The organism is Novosphingobium sp., assembly GCF_040398825.1.
Lineage (GTDB): Bacteria > Pseudomonadota > Alphaproteobacteria > Sphingomonadales > Sphingomonadaceae > Novosphingobium.
Window position 1 is genome coordinate 104,381 of sequence record NZ_JBBATI010000003.1, and the last position, 19,826, is coordinate 124,206.

Genomic DNA, 19,826 nt, shown 5'->3' on the forward strand with positions numbered 1-19,826 from the left:
ACAAATGGAGCGTTCTGGCGCAAGCACCCATTTACCATGGATGCCATGCCCCGGCTGAAAACCGGGGCATGGCCAGTAAATCAACGCCAGTTTTGGTGATGATGGTGGTGGTGGTCCGGCTGCCCGCGACCGTCCTGATATTGGCCCTGGTCATAGCCATTGCCGCGATAGCGATCGGCGTGGTGATGATGGTGGTCGCGCGGCCCCTGCCAGCCACGGCCATCCCACGAATAGCCCCGGCCACGGTACCAGTCGGCATCATGATTGTGCCAATAGCGTGGCTGCGGCGGAGGGCCGAACGCCCAGATCTGACCGGTCCAGAAATAGCCGTGGCCGCGATACCAGCGCGTGCTGTGGCGCACATGATGGTGATGGTGGTGATGATGATGGTGGTCGTAACCGCCGCGATATTGCGCCTGAATCATGTGCGCATCGGCCGCCATCGCGTCATCCGCATGCAGCCGCGCCAGAGCATCAGGTACAGGTTCCAGCAAATCGGCATAGCTGACCGCTGCGGGAATCGGATCGGCCATTGCCGCTGGTGCCAGCGCCGTGCTGCCGATCAGGGCCAATGCGGCTGCACTGGTCAACATTCGTGTCTTGCGTGTCATGTCTTGTCCTTTTCGTCGTATGCCACCCGACTGTGCATCGGTCTGCACTGCGACGGCACAGCAAGGCCTGAACGCGGTCTTCACCCGCCATTCATCGCGGGATCGTCGTCATCCGGCGGCAGATCGTGCTGTAGTTCGTGCTGTAGTTCGTGCTGTAGTTCGTGCTGCCGCGCACGCGCTGCGCGGTACAGATTGCGATAGGTGCCATCAAACACGGTGTGCGTGTCGGATACCCAGCGCGTACCCTGCGCCAGCTGATCGCGGCTGATCGACATCCGCCGCGCGCGCAATTCGCGCTGTGCCGCCTGATCTTCGGACATCGGCGCCAGATCGATCGCGGGATCTTCGGGCAGGATGATGAACGCCATCATCGGTTCACCCTGGCGGAACACGTGCGTGACACCGGGCGGGGGGGCGCGAAAGATTGTGAAAAACACCATAGGCCACCATTCCGACCGGATCAGCGCGGGTACCGCCAGCGGCGTCTGGTGCGTGGGGTCGGTAAAATAGCGCGGATGCGGCTCAGTACGCACGGCATAGCCCGGCGGCACCGCCAGATCGAGCGACAGCTGATACGAATAATAGTCGTTGCCAAAGGCGCGGAACGGCGGCCAGGCCGGTTCACCAGCGGGCGCCGGGCCCCATTCGGCATCCAGCTGCACCCGCCCGTCGACCGTGGTCACCCGCAATTCGGGGGCAAAGGGATAGACCAGTTCGATTGCATAACGCGCGCTTTCCGAAAACGGCACGCAATGCCACGGTTGTTCGTGGCTGCCGTCGGCGCGTGGCTGTTTGTCACCCGCCCAACCCGGCACCGTGATGCGCACCGGTCGAGGTGCCGGGCGGTTGCCATGGCTGCGATAGCGAACCTGTACCATATCATCCCTTTGCTGTGGCTGCATGATCGCTGGGCCGTACTGCCTGACCGGCGCCTGAACCAATGTGCACCAGCGCCAGCGGCCTGTGGCGCCTGGGTTGCAGACCCGGCGCAAACCATTCTGCCCGCTGATTTTTTGCTGCGGCCTGGCAGCTGTGCGTGGTAACCATCGCGGATGCACAAGACGTTCCCCCGTTCGCCCGCGCTGTTTGCGCATGCTGTTGCGCTGGCGCTGGTCGTGCCGATGCCTGCCCCAGCACAGACCGTGGTGGCGCCCAAACCGGTAACGGTCGGCGATGTCGCCACCAAACCGATCGACGATCTGAATTTGCGCAAAGTGCCGATTGCACCAGCGTTGGAAACAGCGATGGCAAACCCCTATGGGTTGCCGGCCAAGGGACGCTGCGCCGGGCTGCAGCGCGACATTGCCGCGCTTGATGCGGCGCTGGGCCCCGATATCGATGAAAGCGTGGCGCCCACCCGACGCCAGAAACGCGACCGCGTGATCGTCGGCACCGCACGGTCGGTGGTCGGCGGGATCATCCCGTTTGGCGGAATCGTCCGCGAAATCAGCGGCGCCAATGCCGAAGATAACCGGCGCGCGCGCTATCTGTACGCCGGCAGCGTGCGCCGCGCCTGGCTGAAGGGTTATGCCCGCGCGCGCGGCTGCCCGATACGGCACCCGGCATGACAGGGGACGGCATCGAACCTGCCCCGATTGCCTTGCGCCCCGCCACCATGGCCGACGCGCCCACGATTGTCGCACTCAATGCCGCGGTGGTCGCGGTCACCAGCCCGATGGATGTGGCCGATTTTACCGCGCTGCTGCCACTGTGCGCGGTGTGTACGGTGGTGGAACGGGCCGGCACGTTGCTGGGGTTCATCATGGCGATGCAGCAGGGCGCGGGTTACGACAACGGCAATTTCCGCTGGTTTTCCGATCGGCTCAACCGCTTTGTCTATATCGACCGGGTGGTGATCGACGCTGACGCGCGCGGGCTGCGGCTGGGCAGCATGCTTTATGATCATCTGTCCCGGGCCGCGCGCCAGCGCGATTGCCTGCTGCTGGCGGCGGAAATGGACCTGATTCCCGCCAATCCGGTATCGCTGAAATTTCACGCACAGCGCGGCTTTGTCCAGCTGGGCACGCGCGAACTGCCCAGCGGCAAAGTCGTTTCGATGCAGGTCGCCGGGCTGTGACCGGGCGCGCTTAAACCGTGCGTTTGCGCACGAATTCGGCGCGCAGCACCAGACCCTTGATCCCGTCGAAACGGCAGTCGATTTCCTGCGCATCGCCGGTCAGGCGGATCGATTTGATCACCGTGCCGCGTTTCAGCGTCTGGCCGGCGCCCTTGACCTCCAGATCCTTGATCAGCGTGACCTGATCACCATCGGCCAGCAGCGTGCCGGCCGAATCGCGCACTTCCACTTTGTCGGCGGCTGCATTGCGCGCGGCTTGGTCGGATGCGGTCATCCATTCGCCGGTGTCTTCGTCATAGACGTATTCGTCATCTGCCATGGCATTGTCTCCATCAGGGGGCGTTTCGCCCAAAACAAAATGCCGGGGTGCTTCCACCCCGGCATTTGGCATGGTCGGTGTCGTCGGTGCCGATCAGTACACCCGCGCCTTGGGCTTGATGTACGCAACATCGTCGGTCAGCGTGTATTCGTGCACCGGGCGGTAATCGATGCGCACTTCGCCGCCCTTTCCGCCCCAGCCGTTGAACCACGTTGCCGTGTGCTTCATCCAGTTGGCATCATCGCGGTTGGGGAAATCCTCGTGCGCGTGGGCGCCGCGGCTTTCCTTGCGGTTGAACGCGCTGTGCATGGTCACCGCCGCCTGGCTGATCAGGTTGTCAAGCTCCAGCGTTTCCACCAGGTCCGAATTCCAGATCAGCGAACGATCGGTCACGTTGATGTCGGCCATCCGCGCATAAGTCGCGGCCAGCTTTTCCTTACCCTCGGCCATCAATTCGTCGGTGCGGAACACCGCGGCATGCTGGCTCATCGTGCGCTGCATTTCGCTGCGCACGACGGCGGTGGGCGAACCGCCCTTGGCATTGCGGAAATGGTCGAGCCGGGTCAGCGCCAGATCGGCGCTGTCGGCGGGCAGCGCCGCGTGTGCGGTGCCGGGCTTGATCAGTTCCTTCAACCGCAGGCCAGTCGCGCGGCCAAACACCACCAGGTCGATCAGCGAATTTGACCCCAGCCGGTTGGCACCATGGACCGACACGCAGGCCGCCTCACCCACCGAAAACAGCCCCGGCACGATCGTTTCGGGATTGCCGTCGGCGCCGATCGTCACGACCTCACCATGGTAATTGGTCGGGATGCCGCCCATGTTGTAATGCACTGTCGGCACCACCGGCAGCGGCTGCCGCGTCAGATCAACCCCGGCAAAGATCTTGCCGGATTCGGTAATGCCCGGCAGACGTTCGCCCAGCACCTTGGGATCGATATGATCGAGGTGCAGGTAGATATGGTCTTTGTGCGGGCCGACGCCGCGCCCTTCGCGGATTTCCAGCGCCATCGACCGTGATACCACGTCGCGGCTGGCCAGGTCCTTGGCCGACGGGGCGTACCGTTCCATGAACCGTTCGCCCTCGGAATTGGTCAGGTATCCGCCTTCACCGCGCGCGCCTTCGGTAATCAGCACGCCCGCACCATAGATGCCGGTGGGGTGGAACTGCACGAATTCCATATCCTGCAACGGCAGCCCGGCGCGCAGCACCATGCCGCCGCCATCGCCGGTGCAGGTGTGCGCCGATGTGGCGGTGAAATAGCTGCGGCCATAACCGCCGGTGGCCAGCACCACGGCATGGCCACGGAACCGGTGGATCGATCCGTCATCCATGCACAGCGCGATCACCCCGCGGCAGGCGCCGTTTTCCATGATCAGGTCGATCGCGAAATATTCGATAAAGAAATCGGCGTCGTATTTCAGCGACTGTTGATACAGCGCGTGCAGCATGGCGTGGCCGGTGCGGTCGGCCGCGGCGCAAGTGCGCTGCACCGGCGGGCCTGCGCCCATGTTCTGCATATGGCCGCCGAACGGGCGCTGATAGATCGTGCCATCGGCATTGCGGCTGAACGGTACGCCGGCATGTTCCAACTCGTACACCGCTGCCGGCGCTTCGCGTACCATGTATTCGATCGCGTCCTGGTCACCCAGCCAGTCCGACCCCTTGACGGTGTCGTACATATGCCAGGTCCAATGATCGGGCGTGTTGTTGCACAGCGATGCGGCAATCCCGCCCTGCGCCGCAACCGTGTGCGACCGGGTGGGAAACACTTTGGTGATGCAGGCGGTGCGCAGGCCGGCCTGGGCCGAACCCATCGTCGCACGCAGGCCCGAACCGCCGGCGCCGACAACGATGACGTCATAGTTGTGGTCGATGATCTTGTAAGCGGCAGTCATGGCTCAGGCGCCTCCCAAAGCGATGCGGATGACCGACACGATGCCGAATGCGGCGCCCGCGACGGGCACGACATTGATCAGCACCCAGGCGGCCAGTTTGCCCCCGGCTTCGTGCACATAGTCTTCCAGCATCACCTGCACGCCAAGGCGTGCGTGATAGAATGTGTTGATGAAGGTCAGCACCAGCGCAGTGGCCGGGACCGGCTGCGCCAGCCAGGCATGCACCGATGCGAAATCAAACCCCGGCAGCAGCATCAGGCTGACCAGCAGATAAGGGATCAGCACCAGATTGCCCACCGCGGTCAGCCGCGAGGCAAGCCAGTGATGCGTGCCGTGGTGGCTGGAACCCAGCCCCCGTACCCGGCCGATGGAAGTACCGTTACCCATGAAATCCTCGTATGTTGGAATTGGGCGTCAAATGTGGGCGTGGATGCGGATCGATCGGCGCGCTATCAGCGCGGCATCAGCATGAACGCCCAGAACAGCGCGGTTGCCACCACTGCAAAAACAATGGTCAGCACCGACCAGCGCGCATTGGTTTCCAGTTCGTACCCCGCCCCGATGTCGAGCACGAGATGCCGCAGGCCAGAGCCGAGATGCTGAAAAAACGCCCAGCTCAGACCGATCAGCACGACTTTGCCCAAAATCGCGGTCACCGATGCAAACGGGCTGGCAGTGCCGGTCCACACATAGGCGATAAAGGTCTGATAGCTTGTTTCACCCCCGGCGATCGCGCCCACCCACCACAGCAGCAGGCCCAGCCCGGCAAACGCCAGACCATTGCCGGTGACGCGGTGCATGATCGAAATCAGCATCGCCGGGCCCCAGCGCCAGATTTGCAGATGGGGCGAAGTGGGCCGGTTGCTGTGTGCCTGCGCCATGCGAAACTCCTCAATTGCCGAATGGGCATCACGACCAGATCAAACCGTCGGGATGCCAAGCGCGATTCGTCTTAGTCGAAATGTTGCGGCGCGCAACCTGTGCGGCGGGGGTATCGCGCAAACGTATGATCACCGGTCCGGATCGCGCCCTGCCCCGGGTGCGCGCAGGTTCAACCCCCGGAAAGCCGAAGGTTGCCCCGCTGCCATGCGGGCACTACAGCATCGGCCATGACGGATATGAACCTAGGCGCTGCCCCGGTCGTGCTGGTGACCGGATCAACCCGCGGCATCGGCGCGGGCATTGTCGATGCCCTGCGCGCGCGCGGCGCGCGCGTGATCGGGCATGGCCGCAACGGCGGGCCCGATAGCATCGGCGCCGATCTGGGCATGCCCGGTGCGCCTGCCGCACTGTGGGACGCCGCGCTGGCGCAGGTCGGTGGGCAGATCGACGTGCTGATCAACAATGCCGGGCAGTTTTCCGACAATCCCGTCGACACACCGGATTGCGCATGGCTGGACGCGTGGGAAGAAACGCTGCGCATCAACCTGACCGCAGCGGCGCAATTGTCGCGGGCAGCGGTGCTGCACTGGCAGGCAAACGGCCGACCCGGGCGGATCGTGCATATCGCCAGCCGTGCCGCGCATCGCGGTGACAGCCCCGATCATTGGCACTACGCCGCCGCCAAGGGTGGCATGATCGCGCTGCACAAGACGATTGCCCGCGGCTATGCCCACCAGAACATTTTAAGCTTTGCCATTTCGCCCGGCTTTGTCGCCACCGATATGGCCGCCGATTACCTCGCCACCAATGACGCTGCGGCGCTGGCGGCACAGATCCCGCTGGGCCGCGTGGCCACCCCGCAGGAAATTGCGCGCATCGCGGTGTTTTGCGCGATCGATGCGCCGGCCAGCATGACCGGCACGGTCATCGATGCCAATGGAGCCAGTTATGTCCGCTAAAACCCTGACCACCGCTGATGCCGACACGGATGAACCATCGGGCGATGCGTGGAAGGTGACGTTCGAAGGCCCGCGCGCGCAAATCCACGCCGCGCTGCTGGCGCACGAAGACGCGCCCGACTGGGACTCCGAAATCGTCATTGCCGGCAGCGAAATTGCCGATGACCGCCCCGATGACTGGCAGCTGGAAGCATGGCTGTCGCACCCACCCGCTGCGCACGATCTGGCGGCGATGCGCGCGCTGTTTGACGGTGATGCCCCGACCGAAACGATCGAACACCTGCCCCCCACCGACTGGGTGACGCTGAGCCAGGCCGGGATCGAGCCGATCCGCGAAGGGCCGTTTTATGTCCACACGCCCGATCATCCGGCGCTGAACGCACCGGGGGTACGCGATTTTGTTATCCCCGCCAGCCTGGCCTTCGGCACTGGCCAGCACGCCACCACCGCCGGATGCCTGGCGATGCTGGCCATGATGAAGCGGCGCGGCGTGGTGGTGCGCAATCTGGTGGATATCGGCACCGGCACCGGGTTGCTGGCGTTTGCCGCGCTGCATCTGTGGCCGCGCGCACGCGCGCTGGCGAGCGACATCGATGCGGTGTGCGGCCCGGTGGTGGCGCGCAATGCCGATGCCAACGGCGTGCGGTTGGGCGATGGCGGCGGCAGGCTGGCGATGGTAATCGCCGCCGGCATGGACCATCCGCTGATCGAGGCCAGCGCGCCCTATGACCTGCTGATCGCCAATATTCTGGCCGGGCCGCTGGTGGAACTGGCGCCGGCGTTTGCCAGTGCGGTCACCCCCGGCGGCCACGTGCTGCTATCGGGCCTGCTGACCACGCAGGAACCGGCGGTGCGCGCCGCCTATGCGCGCGCCGGGCTGCGGCTGGCCGCGCGCATGACACGTGGCGACTGGTCGATCCTGTGGCTGCGCCGTCGCCGCTTTGGCGGGGGCAGGTCGCGCGCGACTGTTCCGTCAGATTGGTCACGCCGCTGGTAGGGTGGCGCCGTCACCCAGCGTTTGGGCCAGCAATTCCAATGCCGCCAGCGCAAACGCCTGCATGTTGGCCAGCCGGTCTTCGCTGCCAGTGTGCACCAGGATCGTGGCGTTGACGTCACCCGGGCCAGCCACGGCAATCGCGCTGGTGCCCGATGCCACGCCCAGCGGATGGCGGCCCGGCCCTGCTGCCCCGGTTTCGGCAATGCCCCAATCGGCGTCATAACGCGCACGGATCAACTGTGCCTGCGCCAGCGCATAGCTTTCGGTCGCAGAGGTCAGCCCGCGTAGCGATCCCGGTTCATGCCCCAGTACGATGCGCCGGCCTTTCAGCGAATAGATCACCCCGCCGCCGCGATAGAATGCCGAAGCACCGGGCATGGCCAGCAATCCGGCCGAAATCAGACCACCGGTGGCACCATCGACCACGGCAATGGTTTCGCCCCGCGCCATCAGCAGCGCCCCGGCGTGCGCGCCTGCGGTGGCCAGCCGTTCCAATGTCATACGCGGCTGCCCGCCATTACCAGACCAAACACTACAAACACCCCCCCGGTTACACGGTTGAACAGGCGCCGGCGCGCCGGCAGGCGCAGCCATGATGCCAGCCCCCGCCCGCCCAGCGCATAGGTAAAATACCAGGCAAATTCGATCACTGAAAACGTGGCGATCATCACCCCGAACTGGCCCAATTTGGGCCGGGCGGGATCAAGGAACAGCGGCAGGAACGCGGCGGCAAACACCAGCGCCTTGGGATTGCTGATCCCGATCGTGAACGCCGTGCCCATCAGCCGGGCGGGCGATGGCCGCCCCGCCCCGCCCGGCGCCAGCGCGCCATCCGGTTCGTCATCGGCCACCCTGGCCATCCACGCCTTGTACCCAAGCCAGATCAGATAGGCGGCACCCGCCAGTTTCAGCACGGTGAACGCGGCCGGCAGCGCCAGCAGGAGCGCGGTCAGACCCGCGGCAGAGGCCGCCAGCAGGCACACCACCGCCGTGAAACAGCCGATCATCGCCAGTACCGAACCGGTCAGCCCCCATTCGATACTGCGCGTCATCACGTGCAGCATGTTGGGGCCGGGTGAGGCCGAAATCACAAAGACGGTGCCCGCAAACAGCCACCAGGTGTGCCAGGCCATCCTGCGCTTAGCCTGCGTTGCGCACGATTTCGGCCCACGCGGCCTCATCGATCACGTCGATGCCCAGCGCCGCCGCCTGTTTCAGCTTTGACCCCGCACCTGGCCCGGCCACCACCAGGTCGGTCTTGGCCGAAACCGATCCCGCGCTGCGCGCACCCAGCGCCTCGGCCTGGGCCTTCGCCTCATCACGGCTCATGGTTTCCAGCTTGCCGGTGAACACCACGGTCTTGCCCGCCACCGCGCTGGCGCGGGTTTCGACCACATAGACCGGTGGCGTAACCTCTCCCAGCAAATCGTCCCACACCGCGCGGTTGTGTGCTTCGTGAAAGAATTCGCCCAGCGCCTCCACCACCACCGGGCCGACACCATCGATCGCCAGCAATTCGGCGCGCGCCTCTGCATCACCATCCTTGCCCTCACCCTCCTCACTGGCGCTGCCATGGGCGCGCGTGGCCACATCGCGCAGCGCGGGCAGCGTGGCAAAGCGTTTCAGCAGATCGCGCGCGGTGACCTGCCCGACATGGCGGATGCCCAGCGCAAACAGCAGCCGCGCCGCATCGGGGGCGCGGCGCGCCTCGATCGCGGCCAGCAGGTTGTCGACCGATTTGTCCTTCCACCCTTCACGCCCGATGATGTCCGACCGCCGCGCTTTCAGGCGAAAGATGTCGGCCGGGCTTTCCAGCCAGCCCAGGGCAAAAAATTCGCCGATGGTTTTTTCGCCCAGCCCTTCGATATCGAGGCCTGCGCGGCTGACGAAATGGCGCAACCGTTCGGTGCGCTGCGCCGGACAGACCAGCCCGCCGGTGCAGCGCACATCCACCTCGCCCGCCTCGGCCACCGCCTCTGACCCGCATTCGGGGCAATGGTCGGGAAAGGCATAGGCGTCGCCGGGTTCATCGCGGGTAAGGTTTTCGACCACTTGCGGGATGACGTCGCCAGCGCGCTGCAACACCACGCGGTCACCCACGCGCACGCCCAGCCGCGCAATTTCATCGCGGTTGTGCAGCGTAACGTTGGTGACCGTCACCCCGCCGACCAGCACCGGCGCCAGCCGGCCGACCGGGGTCAGTTTGCCGGTGCGGCCAACCTGCACGTCGATAGCTTCGACCACTGTCACCGCGCGTTCGGCGGGAAATTTGTGCGCCATGCCCCAGCGCGGCGCCTTGGCCACAAAGCCCAGCCGGTCCTGCCAATCGAGCCGGTCGACCTTATAGACCACGCCGTCAATGTCATAGCCCAGATCGGGCCGGCGCGCCTGAATGCCGCGATAATGCGCAACCATCGCCTCGGTACTGTCGCACTGCACCAGCAGCGGCGAAACCGGCACGCCCCACCGGGCAATTTCCTGCATCACGCCAAATTGCGTCGCCGCGGGCAAGGCACTGTGCGCGCCCCAGCCATGCGCCAGAAAGCGCAAGGGCCGGCTGGCGGTAACACTCGCGTCCTTTTGCCGCAACGACCCGGCCGCGGCGTTGCGCGGGTTCGCGAACAGCTTTTCATCGCGTTCTGCCTGCGCGGCGTTGAGCGCGGCAAAGTCGGCGCGGGCCATATAGACTTCGCCCCGGATCTCGAACAATTCAGGCACCTGGCCGGTCAGCACCTGCGGAATATCGGCGATATGCGCGACATTGGCGGTCACATCTTCGCCGACCTGGCCATCACCGCGCGTGGCCGCGCGCACCAGCCGGCCCTGTTCATAGCGCAATGAACACGATAGCCCGTCGATCTTGTCTTCGGCGGTCATCACCAGTTCGGCCTCTGCCGGCAGCGCCAGAAAGCGCCGCACGCGGGCGACAAATTCGGCCACTTCCTCATCGGTAAACGCGTTGTCCAGGCTCATCATCCGCACGTCGTGGCGCACTTTGGCCAAGGGCGTGGCGGCGATGTCGTGCCCCACCTTGCGGCTGGGGCTGTCGGCGCGGATCAACTGCGGAAACGCCGCCTCAATCTCCGCATTGCGGCGCACCAGCGCATCATAGGCGGCATCGTCGATCTCGGGCGTGTCGAGCGTATGATACAGATGATCATGATGCGCAATCTGCCGCGCCAGCCGCATCAGTTCGTTGGCGGCCTCTGCCTCAGATTGCAAACCTGCGCCCATCATCGCTCAGCCTCTCCCGCTTACGCCTGTTCGAGCAGGCGATCGGCCTGCGCGCGCGCCTCGGGGGTGATTTCGGCGCCCGACAGCATGCGTGCGATTTCCTCCTGCCGGCCAGCCGTGTCGAGCAGCGCCACCGAAGTGCGCGTGACCGTGCCTTCGCTCGATTTGGCAATCAGGTAGTGCAGCGCGCCGCGCGCCGCCACCTGCGGGCTGTGCGTGACCGCCAGCAACTGCCCCTGTGCGGCCAGCCGCGCCAGCCGTTCGCCAATCGCGCTGGCCACCGCGCCGCCCACGCCCCGGTCGATTTCGTCAAAGATCACCGTGGCCGCGCCGCCCTGTTCGGCCAGCGCGACCTTCAGCGCAAGAATGAACCGCGACAGTTCCCCGCCAGAGGCGATCTTGCCCAGCGGCGCAAACGGCGCGCCGGGGTTGGTGGCGATCAGAAATTCCACCGCATCCACGCCCTGCGGGCCCCAGCGGTCCTCTGGCAGCCGCACCACCGCAGTGCGAAACCGAGCCGAATCGAGCTTGAGCGGGGCCAGTTCCTGCGCCACCGCGGTGTCCAGCCGCCGCGCCGCCTCTGCGCGCAGGACCGACAGTGTTTCCGCCTTGGCCTGGTAATCGAGGCCCGCTTCGTGGCTTTCGCGTTCCAGCGTGACCAGCCGCGCATCGCCGCTTTCAATGCCTTCGAGCGCGGCGCGCATTTCGGCCAGTTTGGCGGGCAAGGCATCTGCCGCACAGCCATGCTTGCGGGCCGCCGCGCGCAATTCGAACAAACGCGTTTCGATACGGTCCAGCAACAGCGGATCGTGCGCCAGCGCGTCGATCGCGGCGGCAATCTTGTCCTCCGCCTCTCCTGCCTCGATCACCGCGCGGTCGATCGATGCCAGTGCTTCGGCCAGCAGCGGATGTTCACCGGCAATCCGGTCCAGCCGCCGCCCTGCGCTGCGCAACAGGGTCAGCGCCGAATCCGAACCCTCCCACAGCGATTGCAGCGCGACCAGATCGGCCGACAGGCGTTCGCCTTTTTGCATCGCCGCGCGTTGCTGGGCCAATTCGGCCTCTTCGCCAATCTCTGCCGCCAGCGCGGTCAGTTCATCGACAAACGCGCGCATCAGCGCTTCATCCTCACGCGCGGTGGTGGCGGCGGCGCGCGCCTCGGCCAACAGGCGATCGGCGCGGCTCCAGCGTTGCCACGCTTCGGCCACGGCCGATACATCGGCATGGGCATAGCGGTCGACCAGCGCGCGATGGCCGCGCGCGTTGACCAGCCCGCGATCATCATGCTGCCCGTGCAATTCGACCAGCGCGCGCGACAGATCACGCAGCAGCGCCACACCCACCGGTTGATCGTTGATAAACGCGCGGCTGCCGCCATCAGCGCGCAGCCGGCGCTTGATGATCAGGGGCTCGCCCGGTTCGATGTCGATCTCCGCCTCAACCAGCGCGGCGCGGATCGTGTCGGGCAGGCGGTCAAATTCAAAGGTGGCGGTCACACTGGCCTGATCGGTGCCCGCGCGCACCAGCCCGGCATCGGCGCGATCGCCCAGCACCAGCCCCAGCGAATCGAGCAGGATCGATTTGCCCGCGCCGGTTTCACCGGTCAGTACGCCCAGCCCGGCGTGAAACACCAGATCGAGCGCCTCGATCAGCACGACATTTCGGATGGCAAGAGTGGTCAGCATCGGTGACCCGCATAGCCCGCGCCAGCCGCGCCGTCATCCCATCATGGCGCGTGTTAGTCGATCAAACCCGCCAGACGCGGGGTTATCCCCCCGGGAAATGGTCACTGGCCGGTTCAGCCTGCCACGGCCCGCACCGGGTGCCGCCGCGCAACGCCCGTGCCAGGCGCAAGTGTTGCGGTGATGTTACACTGTGACATGCGAACGAAACGTGATTGTGACAGTGAGTCGAGGCAGGACGCAAACGGCCCGTAAAGGATACCTCGATGGCACAGCGCGCACTGCTGAAGGATATCAAAAAAGCCCTTCCTTCGGCGAAGGATCTCGCCACCTCGGTTCCGGCTTGGCTCGACCTGCCCGAACCGCGCGGATTTCGGCCCAAGCGCAAATTGCGCACGGTGTGGATTTCCGACATCCATCTGGGCACGCGCGGCTGCAACGCCACGCTGCTGCTGGATTTCCTGTCTTCGATCGAATGCGAAACACTGTATCTGGTGGGCGACATCGTCGATGGCTGGCGCCTGTCACGCGGCTGGTACTGGCCCGATGAACACAACGAAGTGGTGCGCCGTGTGCTGAAAATGGCACATCGCGGCACCCGCGTGGTGCTGATCGCGGGCAACCACGATGAAATGCTGCGGCCCTATGCCGGGATGAGCTTTGGCGGGGTGGAACTGGCGCTCGATGCGATCCATGTCACCGCCGATGGCCGGCAATTGCTGGTCACGCACGGCGACGGGTTCGACGGGGTGGTGCTCTATGCCCGCTGGCTCGCATTTCTGGGCGACCAGGCCTACGAAGTGCTGCTGAAGACCAACCGCTGGGTCAACGTCATCCGCCGGCATTTCCGCCTGCCCTACTGGTCGCTGTCGGCGTACATGAAAAAGCGCGTGAAAAACGCGGTGCAATTCATCTGCGATTTTGAAGAGGCAGTGGCGCATGCCGCGCGCGACATGGGCGTCGACGGCGTGGTCTGTGGCCACATCCATTGCGCTGAAATCCGCCAGATCGGCGATGTCACGTATTACAATGATGGTGATTGGGTCGAAAGCTGCACCGCGCTGGTCGAGGATGCGCAGGGCGTGATGTCGATCATCGACTGGCCTGCCGAAATCGCCGCCGCGCAAGCGTCGGTCACCGTCGCGCCGACCGTGATCGCCAACCAACCCGCCGAACCGGCCCCGGCCGCTGCCCGCACTGGACGCGCAAAGGAACAGGCATGAGACTGGCAATCTGCACGGATGCCTGGCATCCGCAAGTCAACGGTGTGGTCCGCACGCTGTCAACCACGGTCGATCGCCTGACGCGACGCGGCTACGAAGTGGAACTGGTCACCCCGTCGCAGTTTTTCACCTTTGGCCTGCCCGGCTACAGCGAAATCCGGCTGGCGATGGTGCCTCGGTTTGGCACGCGGCGCACTTTGCGCGCGTTTGCCCCCGATATCGTGCATATCGCCACCGAAGGCCCGATCGGGTGGAGCGCGCGGGGCTGGTGCAAGGATAACGGCGTGCCGTTCACCAGCGCCTTTCACACCCGCTTTCCCGATTATGCCGCGGTGCGCACGGGTCTGTCACCATCACATTTCTGGCCGCTGATGCAGCGCTTTCACGCATCGAGTGAGGCGGTGCTGGTGTCGACGCCAACACTGGCCGCCGAATTGGCCGGGCATGGCATCGCACACACCCGCCCATGGTCGCGCGGGATTGATGATACGCTGTTCCATCCGCTGCACGCCCCCCATCCCGCGCTGCGCGATTTGCCCCGGCCGGTCATGCTGAACGTGGGGCGCGTCGCGGTAGAAAAGAACCTGACCGCATTTCTGGATGCCGACGTACCCGGGACCAAAGTGGTGGTGGGCGACGGGCCCGATCTGGCCGCGCTGCGCGCGCGCTATCCGCAGGCGGTGTTTCTGGGCGCGCTGGCAGGCGAAGCGCTGGCATCGGCCTATTGCGCGGCGGATGTGTTCGTGTTTCCCAGCCGCACCGATACCTTTGGTCTGGTGATGATCGAGGCACTGGCCTGCGGCGTGCCGGTTGCCGCCTATCCGGTGGCCGGACCGATCGACATTGTCGGCCCCGACGGTCGTGGCCCGGTCGGCCTGATGCCGATGCAGGTCGGCGCGTTGCACGATGATCTGGCCCAGGCGATTGCGCGCGCGCTACGCTGCGATCGCCTGGGTGCGGCGGTCTATGGTGCGGGCTATTCGTGGGATCGCGCCACCGACCAGTTCGTCAACGCCATCAGCGAGGCATTGCAGCGGCGGACCACGGCGCAACAGGCCGCCGAACCAGCACTCGCCTGACGGAGCATGGCGGGGTGCCGTCAGGGGACCCCGCCCGCGTTTCGGTCAGATCGCCTTGGTACCGGGCGCCTTCTTGTTCATCAGCTTGAAGGAGCGTTCGTACCATTCGCTGCCGGGGTAATTGTTGCCCAGCACGGCGGCCGCTTTTTGGGCTTCCTCGGGAATGCCGAGCGCAAGATAGCTTTCCACCAGGCGGTACAGCGCCTCGGGCACATGGCTGGTGGCCTGGTATTTGTCGACCACGTTGCGAAACCGGATCGTCCCGGCCAGAAATTTGCCGCTGTGTTCGTAAAACCGGCCGATTTCCATTTCCTTGCCAGCCAGGTGGTCGTTGACCAGGTCCAGCTTCAGCTTGGCATCGGTGGCGTATTGCGTGGCCGGATAGCGGCGGATGACCTCGGTCAGCGCGTCCAGCGCCTGCTTGGTATCCTTTTGGTCGCGGCGGACGTCGCTGATCTGTTCATAATAGCACAGCGCGACCAGGTAATAGGCATAAGGCGCATCCTTGTTGCCAGGATGCACCGACAGGAAGCGCTGCGCCGCCTGCACCGATTTGGCATAGTCGCGTGCGACGTAATAGCTGAACGCGCCCATCAGCTGCGCGCGGCGCGCCCAGGGCGAATAGGGGTGCTGGCGTTCGACTTCGTCAAACAGCGCCGCGGCCTGTTTGGAATCGCCCGCATCCAGCCGCTGTTTGGCGGTGATATACAACGTGTCGACATCGCGCGCGACGTAGGCCACGTCCTTCTTGGGCTTGCCGCCACCGCCACAACCGGCAAGGCCGATTGACAAGGCGGCAAGGGCAAGGACGGGCGCGCGCAGCGGGTGGCGGCCAAGGGCTTTCAGCATCATGCCGGTGCTATAGCCAGCGACCCGGCGATCGCCAAGCCATGTTCTGGGGGGCGATCAATTTATGCGCAACCCATCATCAGACATGCAGGGCTTCATCCAGCAGGTCGAACGGCGCTTCGACCGCGATGGCATCGGCCAGCGTGATGCGATCGAGCATGGCGGCGGTTTCGTCGCGCAGTTTCAGCATCAGCCCGCGCAACCGGCACTCCGCCTCTGGCAGGCAATTGGCACATGTTTCATAGGCATTGCGGCTGGCGCACGGCACCAGCGCCAGGCTGCCGCGCGACAGGCGGATGATATCGCCATAGCGGATATCGACCGGGGGCAAGGCCAGCTCGTAACCGCCGTCGCGCCCGCGATGCGAAACCACGATCCCTTCGCGCGCCATTTCCGACAGGATCACGGTCAGAAACTTGCGCGGAATCTTCTGCGCCTCGGCAATGGTATCAAGCCGCACCGAACCCTGGCCGAACGTATCGGCCAGATGTTGCAGCGCGCGAATGGTATACCGTGTCTTCTGCGATAGCATGCAGCGAATGTGGCCAGCCCGCGCGCCATTGTCAACGCACGCAGGCTGGCCGATAACCGGGCGTCAGGTGTGCAGTGCCACGCGCTGGCGCGCATAAACACCAAAGCTGGCGATCACCAGATAGCACACGGCGGGCAGGATCAGCGCGATTTCCAGATTGCCGCCGGTCAGATCGGCCAGCGTTCCGGTCAGCGGCGGGATTACCGCACCGCCGACAATCGCCATGCAGATCACCCCCGAACCATCGGCCGCGCGTTCACCCAGCCCTTCGCAGGCCAGGGTAAAGATCGTCGGGAACATGATCGAATTCATCAGTCCGATCGCCAGCAGGCTGCCAGCGGCCAGATGCCCGCCGGTCTGTGTGGTGATCACGATCAGCAGCAGCGCGCCGACCGCGTTGAACGCCAGCACTTTGGCCGGATCGATAGTGCGCATCACCGCCGAACCGATGAACCGGCCGATCAGCGCCCCGCCCCAATAGAGCGGGATAAGCGCGCCCGCGCTGAGCTCGCTCAGCCCCAGCACATGCGGCTGGCGCATATAGTTGACGATCAACGACCCGATCGCGACCTCTGCACCAACGTACAAAAAGATGCACAGCGCGCCAAACCCGAACCGCGGGCGCAACAGCAGGTCAAAACTTTTCAGCACCGCGCCATGGTCGTGGTGTTCACCCTTCAGCCGGTTGCGATTGGCCCAGACCACGCCCGCCACGATCGCCAGCGCAACCGCCAGCCCCAGATAGGAATGGACCACCGCCACCGTTTCCGCACTGCGATAGGCATCGAGCGCGGCGCCCGACAGATCGCTCGCCTTCACCTTGGCCAGAGAGCCCAGCATGACGATCGATCCGACAATCGGGAAAATGGTGGTGCCCAGCGAATTGAACGCCTGTGCAAAGGTCAGCCGGCTGCCCGCGGTCTTTGCCGGCCCCAGCAGCGAAATCAGCGGGTTGGCGACCACCTGCACGATCGTCACGCCGCTGGCGAGTACGAACAGCGCCAGCAGAAATAGCCCGAACGTGGCCGTACCCGATGCCGGGATGAACAGCAGGCATCCCGCCATCATCGTCAACAATCCGATCGCCGCGCCGCGCATATAGCCGACGCGTTTGACAATCGCCGCGCCAGGGATGCCGATGATCGCATAGGCCGCAAAAAACGCGGTCTGGATCAGCATCGCCTGCATGTAATTCAGCGTGAACAGTTCCTTCAGCTTGGGGATGATCACATCGTTGAGCGATGTGATCCCGCCAAAGATAAAGAACAGCGCCATGACAAACAGCCGCAGTTCGGGCGCATCGATGTGCATCCCGCCATCATTGTCGGCAGAATCAGGGGCAAGGCTGGCAGCAGAAGGCGCGAGTGCCATAGGTATCCTCTTTGATCGTGACGTCGTTGCGCCGGACGGTTTTGAACGTTCTCAACGCTCCGCTTGCGCGCGCGCATCGGCGAAGTCCAGCCGCATACGTATGGGTTCTGCGCCACGGGATTGCCGGTTCCGGGTCTGGACCGGGCAGGCCCCGCTTGTCAACGCACCGGCACTGTTCAGCGCGCAGCCTGTTGCAGAAAGGCGATCAGGTCGGCGCGGTCGCGCGCATCGGGCAGGCCGGCAAACGCCATGTTTGTGCCGGGCACAAACCGTGTCGGCGCGGCGATATAGGCATCCAGACTGGCCGGGGTCCATACCACCGCGCTGGCCTGCAGCGCCGGGGAATAGGCAAACCCGGGCATCGCCCCCGCCTTGCGCCCCACAATCCCCTTCATCGATGGGCCGAGCACGGTTTTACCGGTGTTGAGATCATGGCAGGCGGCGCAGCGGGCATAGACAGTCTTGCCGTGATCGGCATCACCGCCCGTCGGCTGTGCAGTGGTCGTGGCAAGGGCCGTAGCCGCGCACAGCATACTGGCGGCAACAAGGCTCAATATCCGGGCGGCGCGGTTCATGACAGATACTCCCATCAGCATTGGCACCATATATGGCTGCGCGCGGCTTAGCGCGCGCTGAATGATCAGCCTGGCTGGGTAAAACGCCCCAGCGCGGGAATGCCGATCGACCGCCGCCCGCCATAATCGGTGCGCACCACGATCAGCCCCTGTTTTTCCAGGTGGTCGAGCAGGCGGCGGATGCGCCCTGCTGACTGTGTACCGTATACCGTGGCCAGTTGTTCATCATCAGGGCAGGCCGCGCCCTCGCTGGCCGCCACCGCCAGCACCAGAAACGGGGCGAGCACATCGTCGGGCACATCGGCGGCCAGCGCCAGCACGGGCTGCCATTGTGCCACGGCAGGATCGGCGATCCCGGCCACCGCCATGGCAAAGCGGCGCCGAAACGCCGGAAGATCGATGGTGCCAGGGGTGATCCGCGCCATGCGACAGCGCACGGTGAAATCCTGGTAGAGCTGCGCCGGGGCCTGAAACGTACAACCCGGTTCGGCCGCGATGTCGGCCATGATCAGCGCGATCGCGGCGGCATCCTCTTCGGCCGCGAACAGGCTGGGCTCGGCGGGCGGTGTGACCTGTTCGGCCAGCGGCTGGCTTTCACCGATCTGTTCGATCAGCGCCGCAACCGGGGGCGGCGGTGGTTCGGCCGGGGCCATCCGCACGGGCGGTTCGGCGGTGGTGGCCAGCACCAGATCCTCCATCGCGCCGCCGGCCATGTCGGGCAGCGGCATCAGGCCCTGGATCACGTTGCGCGCCACGGTTTCAACATCGGCAATCCGCACCGCCACCGGCCGCCGCGCAATCGCCGGGCCCAGCCCCAGGAAATGCCCGCGCGCCAGATCGCGGATCGCCTCTGCTGCGCGGCGCTCCATGCCCAGCAGATCGGCCGCGCGCGCCATGTCGATATCCAGGAACGTGCGCCCCATCAGGAAATTGGATGCCTCGGCCGCGACGTTCTTGGCCAGTTTGGCCAGGCGTTGCGTGGCGATCACCCCGGCCAGCCCGCGTTTGCGCCCGCGGCACATCAGGTTGGTCATCGCTGCCAGCGACAACCGGCGCACATCGTCAGACACATCGCCGGCCGCGGCGGGGGCAAAGATCTGCGCTTCATCCACCACCACCAGCGCGGGGTACCATTGATCGCGCGGGGCATCGAACATGGCGTTCAAAAACACCGCCGCACAACGCATCTGCGCCTCCAGCTCCAAGCCGTCGAGCGCCAGCACGACCGAGGCGCGATGGCTGCGGATGCGCGCCGCCACCCGCGCGATTTCGGCGGGATCATAGGCCGCACCATCAACCACGACATGGCCGAACCGGTCCGCCAGCGTGACAAAGTCGCCTTCGGGATCGATCACTACCTGTTGCACCAGGTGCGCGCTTTGTTCGAGCAGGCGGCGCAGCAGATGCGATTTGCCAGACCCGGAATTGCCCTGCACCAGCAGGCGGGTCGCCAGCAGTTCTTCGATATCGATCCGCACCGGCGCGCCCGAAGGGTCGGCCCCGATGACAATGGCTGCGCTCACCGGCGCGGCTTTAC

At 65.1% G+C, this 19,826-nt stretch carries 21 protein-coding genes; 6 read left to right on the forward strand and 15 right to left on the reverse strand.

Going from position 1 to position 19,826, the window contains the following annotated elements:
- Positions 1–80: 80 nt before the first annotated feature.
- Positions 81–611, reverse strand: a complete 531-nt coding sequence (locus tag ABWP89_RS02840) for a hypothetical protein (protein WP_353227055.1) — start codon at positions 609–611, stop codon at positions 81–83.
- Positions 612–691: 80 nt separating this feature from the next.
- Complete coding sequence (locus ABWP89_RS02845; protein ID WP_353227057.1) at positions 692–1,489, reverse strand: hypothetical protein; 798 nt, start codon at positions 1,487–1,489, stop codon at positions 692–694.
- A gap of 174 nt (positions 1,490–1,663) precedes the next feature.
- Here ABWP89_RS02845 and ABWP89_RS02850 point away from each other — a divergent pair, with 174 nt between their 5' ends.
- Positions 1,664–2,179 carry a hypothetical protein gene (locus ABWP89_RS02850; RefSeq protein WP_353227059.1) on the forward strand — a complete coding sequence of 172 codons (516 nt, stop codon included), beginning with the start codon at positions 1,664–1,666 and terminating at the stop codon, positions 2,177–2,179.
- Positions 2,176–2,688, forward strand: coding sequence for a GNAT family N-acetyltransferase (locus tag ABWP89_RS02855; protein ID WP_353227061.1), 513 nt, complete (start codon positions 2,176–2,178; stop codon positions 2,686–2,688). The genes ABWP89_RS02850 and ABWP89_RS02855 overlap by 4 nt, the downstream gene beginning before the upstream one ends.
- Before the next feature lie 10 nt (positions 2,689–2,698).
- On the opposite strand, the gene ABWP89_RS02860 is transcribed toward ABWP89_RS02855, so the two are convergent.
- The 4 genes from ABWP89_RS02860 to sdhC all read right to left on the reverse strand — a co-directional run bounded on the left by ABWP89_RS02860 (position 2,699) and on the right by sdhC (position 5,787).
- Entirely contained in the window at positions 2,699–3,007 is a 309-nt protein-coding gene (locus tag ABWP89_RS02860) for an alkylphosphonate utilization protein (RefSeq protein ID WP_353227063.1), read from the reverse strand.
- 93 nt (positions 3,008–3,100) lie between these two features.
- The gene (sdhA, locus tag ABWP89_RS02865; RefSeq protein WP_353227065.1) at positions 3,101–4,906 is read right to left on the reverse strand and encodes a succinate dehydrogenase flavoprotein subunit; all 1,806 of its coding nucleotides are present in this window, start codon (positions 4,904–4,906) and stop codon (positions 3,101–3,103) included.
- 3 nt (positions 4,907–4,909) lie between these two features.
- Complete coding sequence (gene sdhD, locus ABWP89_RS02870; protein WP_353227067.1) at positions 4,910–5,293, reverse strand: succinate dehydrogenase, hydrophobic membrane anchor protein; 384 nt, start codon at positions 5,291–5,293, stop codon at positions 4,910–4,912.
- Positions 5,294–5,358: 65 nt separating this feature from the next.
- On the reverse strand, positions 5,359–5,787 hold the full coding sequence (gene sdhC / locus ABWP89_RS02875) for a succinate dehydrogenase, cytochrome b556 subunit (RefSeq protein WP_353227069.1): 429 nt from the start codon (positions 5,785–5,787) through the stop codon (positions 5,359–5,361).
- Between the two features lie 228 nt (positions 5,788–6,015).
- Between sdhC and ABWP89_RS02880 the strand changes: the two genes are divergently transcribed.
- Complete coding sequence (locus tag ABWP89_RS02880) at positions 6,016–6,747, forward strand: SDR family NAD(P)-dependent oxidoreductase (RefSeq protein WP_353227070.1); 732 nt, start codon at positions 6,016–6,018, stop codon at positions 6,745–6,747.
- Positions 6,737–7,744: a 50S ribosomal protein L11 methyltransferase gene (locus ABWP89_RS02885; RefSeq protein ID WP_353227072.1), complete on the forward strand. Its 1,008-nt coding sequence runs from the start codon at positions 6,737–6,739 to the stop codon at positions 7,742–7,744. Before ABWP89_RS02880 ends, ABWP89_RS02885 begins: the two co-directional genes overlap by 11 nt.
- Here the strand turns inward: ABWP89_RS02885 and ABWP89_RS02890 are convergent.
- Genes ABWP89_RS02890 through recN form a run of 4 tightly spaced genes read right to left on the reverse strand, consistent with a single transcriptional unit; the run spans position 7,730 to position 12,663 of the window.
- Entirely contained in the window at positions 7,730–8,245 is a 516-nt protein-coding gene (locus ABWP89_RS02890) for a CinA family protein (RefSeq protein ID WP_353227074.1), read from the reverse strand. The genes ABWP89_RS02885 and ABWP89_RS02890 overlap by 15 nt on opposite strands.
- The gene (locus ABWP89_RS02895; protein ID WP_353227076.1) at positions 8,242–8,877 is read right to left on the reverse strand and encodes a LysE family translocator; all 636 of its coding nucleotides are present in this window, start codon (positions 8,875–8,877) and stop codon (positions 8,242–8,244) included. Before ABWP89_RS02895 ends, ABWP89_RS02890 begins: the two co-directional genes overlap by 4 nt.
- Before the next feature lie 7 nt (positions 8,878–8,884).
- Positions 8,885–10,981, reverse strand: a complete 2,097-nt coding sequence (ligA, locus tag ABWP89_RS02900) for an NAD-dependent DNA ligase LigA (RefSeq protein ID WP_502915217.1) — start codon at positions 10,979–10,981, stop codon at positions 8,885–8,887.
- Between the two features lie 17 nt (positions 10,982–10,998).
- A complete protein-coding gene (recN, locus tag ABWP89_RS02905) occupies positions 10,999–12,663 on the reverse strand; it encodes a DNA repair protein RecN (protein WP_353227078.1) in 1,665 nt (554 codons plus the stop codon).
- 263 nt (positions 12,664–12,926) lie between these two features.
- On the opposite strand from recN, the gene ABWP89_RS02910 reads away from it, so the two are divergent.
- Together ABWP89_RS02910 and ABWP89_RS02915 are read left to right on the forward strand one after the other, a co-directional pair.
- Positions 12,927–13,883 carry a UDP-2,3-diacylglucosamine diphosphatase gene (locus tag ABWP89_RS02910; protein ID WP_353227080.1) on the forward strand — a complete coding sequence of 319 codons (957 nt, stop codon included), beginning with the start codon at positions 12,927–12,929 and terminating at the stop codon, positions 13,881–13,883.
- Positions 13,880–14,962, forward strand: coding sequence for a glycosyltransferase family 4 protein (locus ABWP89_RS02915; protein WP_353227082.1), 1,083 nt, complete (start codon positions 13,880–13,882; stop codon positions 14,960–14,962). Before ABWP89_RS02910 ends, ABWP89_RS02915 begins: the two co-directional genes overlap by 4 nt.
- Positions 14,963–15,007: 45 nt before the next feature.
- Here the strand turns inward: ABWP89_RS02915 and ABWP89_RS02920 are convergent, their stop codons facing one another.
- From ABWP89_RS02920 to ABWP89_RS02940, 5 genes are all read right to left on the reverse strand, one after another.
- Complete coding sequence (locus ABWP89_RS02920; protein ID WP_353227084.1) at positions 15,008–15,814, reverse strand: outer membrane protein assembly factor BamD; 807 nt, start codon at positions 15,812–15,814, stop codon at positions 15,008–15,010.
- A gap of 76 nt (positions 15,815–15,890) precedes the next feature.
- Positions 15,891–16,343 carry an RrF2 family transcriptional regulator gene (locus ABWP89_RS02925; protein WP_353227086.1) on the reverse strand — a complete coding sequence of 151 codons (453 nt, stop codon included), beginning with the start codon at positions 16,341–16,343 and terminating at the stop codon, positions 15,891–15,893.
- Between the two features lie 63 nt (positions 16,344–16,406).
- Positions 16,407–17,714 (reverse strand): sugar MFS transporter, encoded by a 1,308-nt coding sequence (locus tag ABWP89_RS02930; RefSeq protein WP_353227088.1) that lies wholly within the window; start codon positions 17,712–17,714, stop codon positions 16,407–16,409.
- 176 nt (positions 17,715–17,890) lie between these two features.
- Positions 17,891–18,289, reverse strand: a complete 399-nt coding sequence (locus ABWP89_RS02935; protein WP_353227090.1) for a c-type cytochrome — start codon at positions 18,287–18,289, stop codon at positions 17,891–17,893.
- Positions 18,290–18,354: 65 nt separating this feature from the next.
- Entirely contained in the window at positions 18,355–19,812 is a 1,458-nt protein-coding gene (locus tag ABWP89_RS02940; protein ID WP_353227092.1) for a helicase HerA domain-containing protein, read from the reverse strand.
- Positions 19,813–19,826 lie beyond the last annotated feature (14 nt).

Bases quoted from the DNA above. Each gene is read 5' to 3' on its own strand.
- ABWP89_RS02840 (WP_353227055.1), bottom strand. From the start codon at position 611: ATGACACGCAAGACACGAATGTTGACCAGTGCAGCCGCATTGGCCCTG.
- ABWP89_RS02910 (WP_353227080.1), top strand. From the start codon at position 12,927: ATGGCACAGCGCGCACTGCTGAAGGATATCAAAAAAGCCCTTCCTTCG.
- ABWP89_RS02930 (WP_353227088.1), bottom strand. From the start codon at position 17,714: ATGGCACTCGCGCCTTCTGCTGCCAGCCTTGCCCCTGATTCTGCCGAC.
- sdhD (WP_353227067.1), bottom strand. From the start codon at position 5,293: ATGGGTAACGGTACTTCCATCGGCCGGGTACGGGGGCTGGGTTCCAGC.
- ABWP89_RS02925 (WP_353227086.1), bottom strand. From the start codon at position 16,343: ATGCTATCGCAGAAGACACGGTATACCATTCGCGCGCTGCAACATCTG.
- sdhC (WP_353227069.1), bottom strand. From the start codon at position 5,787: ATGGCGCAGGCACACAGCAACCGGCCCACTTCGCCCCATCTGCAAATC.
- ABWP89_RS02915 (WP_353227082.1), top strand. From the start codon at position 13,880: ATGAGACTGGCAATCTGCACGGATGCCTGGCATCCGCAAGTCAACGGT.
- ligA (WP_502915217.1), bottom strand. From the start codon at position 10,981: ATGATGGGCGCAGGTTTGCAATCTGAGGCAGAGGCCGCCAACGAACTG.
- ABWP89_RS02885 (WP_353227072.1), top strand. From the start codon at position 6,737: ATGTCCGCTAAAACCCTGACCACCGCTGATGCCGACACGGATGAACCA.
- recN (WP_353227078.1), bottom strand. From the start codon at position 12,663: ATGCTGACCACTCTTGCCATCCGAAATGTCGTGCTGATCGAGGCGCTC.
- ABWP89_RS02890 (WP_353227074.1), bottom strand. From the start codon at position 8,245: ATGACATTGGAACGGCTGGCCACCGCAGGCGCGCACGCCGGGGCGCTG.
- ABWP89_RS02935 (WP_353227090.1), bottom strand. From the start codon at position 18,289: ATGAACCGCGCCGCCCGGATATTGAGCCTTGTTGCCGCCAGTATGCTG.
- ABWP89_RS02895 (WP_353227076.1), bottom strand. From the start codon at position 8,877: ATGGCCTGGCACACCTGGTGGCTGTTTGCGGGCACCGTCTTTGTGATT.
- ABWP89_RS02855 (WP_353227061.1), top strand. From the start codon at position 2,176: ATGACAGGGGACGGCATCGAACCTGCCCCGATTGCCTTGCGCCCCGCC.
- ABWP89_RS02850 (WP_353227059.1), top strand. From the start codon at position 1,664: ATGCACAAGACGTTCCCCCGTTCGCCCGCGCTGTTTGCGCATGCTGTT.
- ABWP89_RS02880 (WP_353227070.1), top strand. From the start codon at position 6,016: ATGACGGATATGAACCTAGGCGCTGCCCCGGTCGTGCTGGTGACCGGA.
- ABWP89_RS02845 (WP_353227057.1), bottom strand. From the start codon at position 1,489: ATGGTACAGGTTCGCTATCGCAGCCATGGCAACCGCCCGGCACCTCGA.
- ABWP89_RS02920 (WP_353227084.1), bottom strand. From the start codon at position 15,814: ATGATGCTGAAAGCCCTTGGCCGCCACCCGCTGCGCGCGCCCGTCCTT.
- ABWP89_RS02860 (WP_353227063.1), bottom strand. From the start codon at position 3,007: ATGGCAGATGACGAATACGTCTATGACGAAGACACCGGCGAATGGATG.
- sdhA (WP_353227065.1), bottom strand. From the start codon at position 4,906: ATGACTGCCGCTTACAAGATCATCGACCACAACTATGACGTCATCGTT.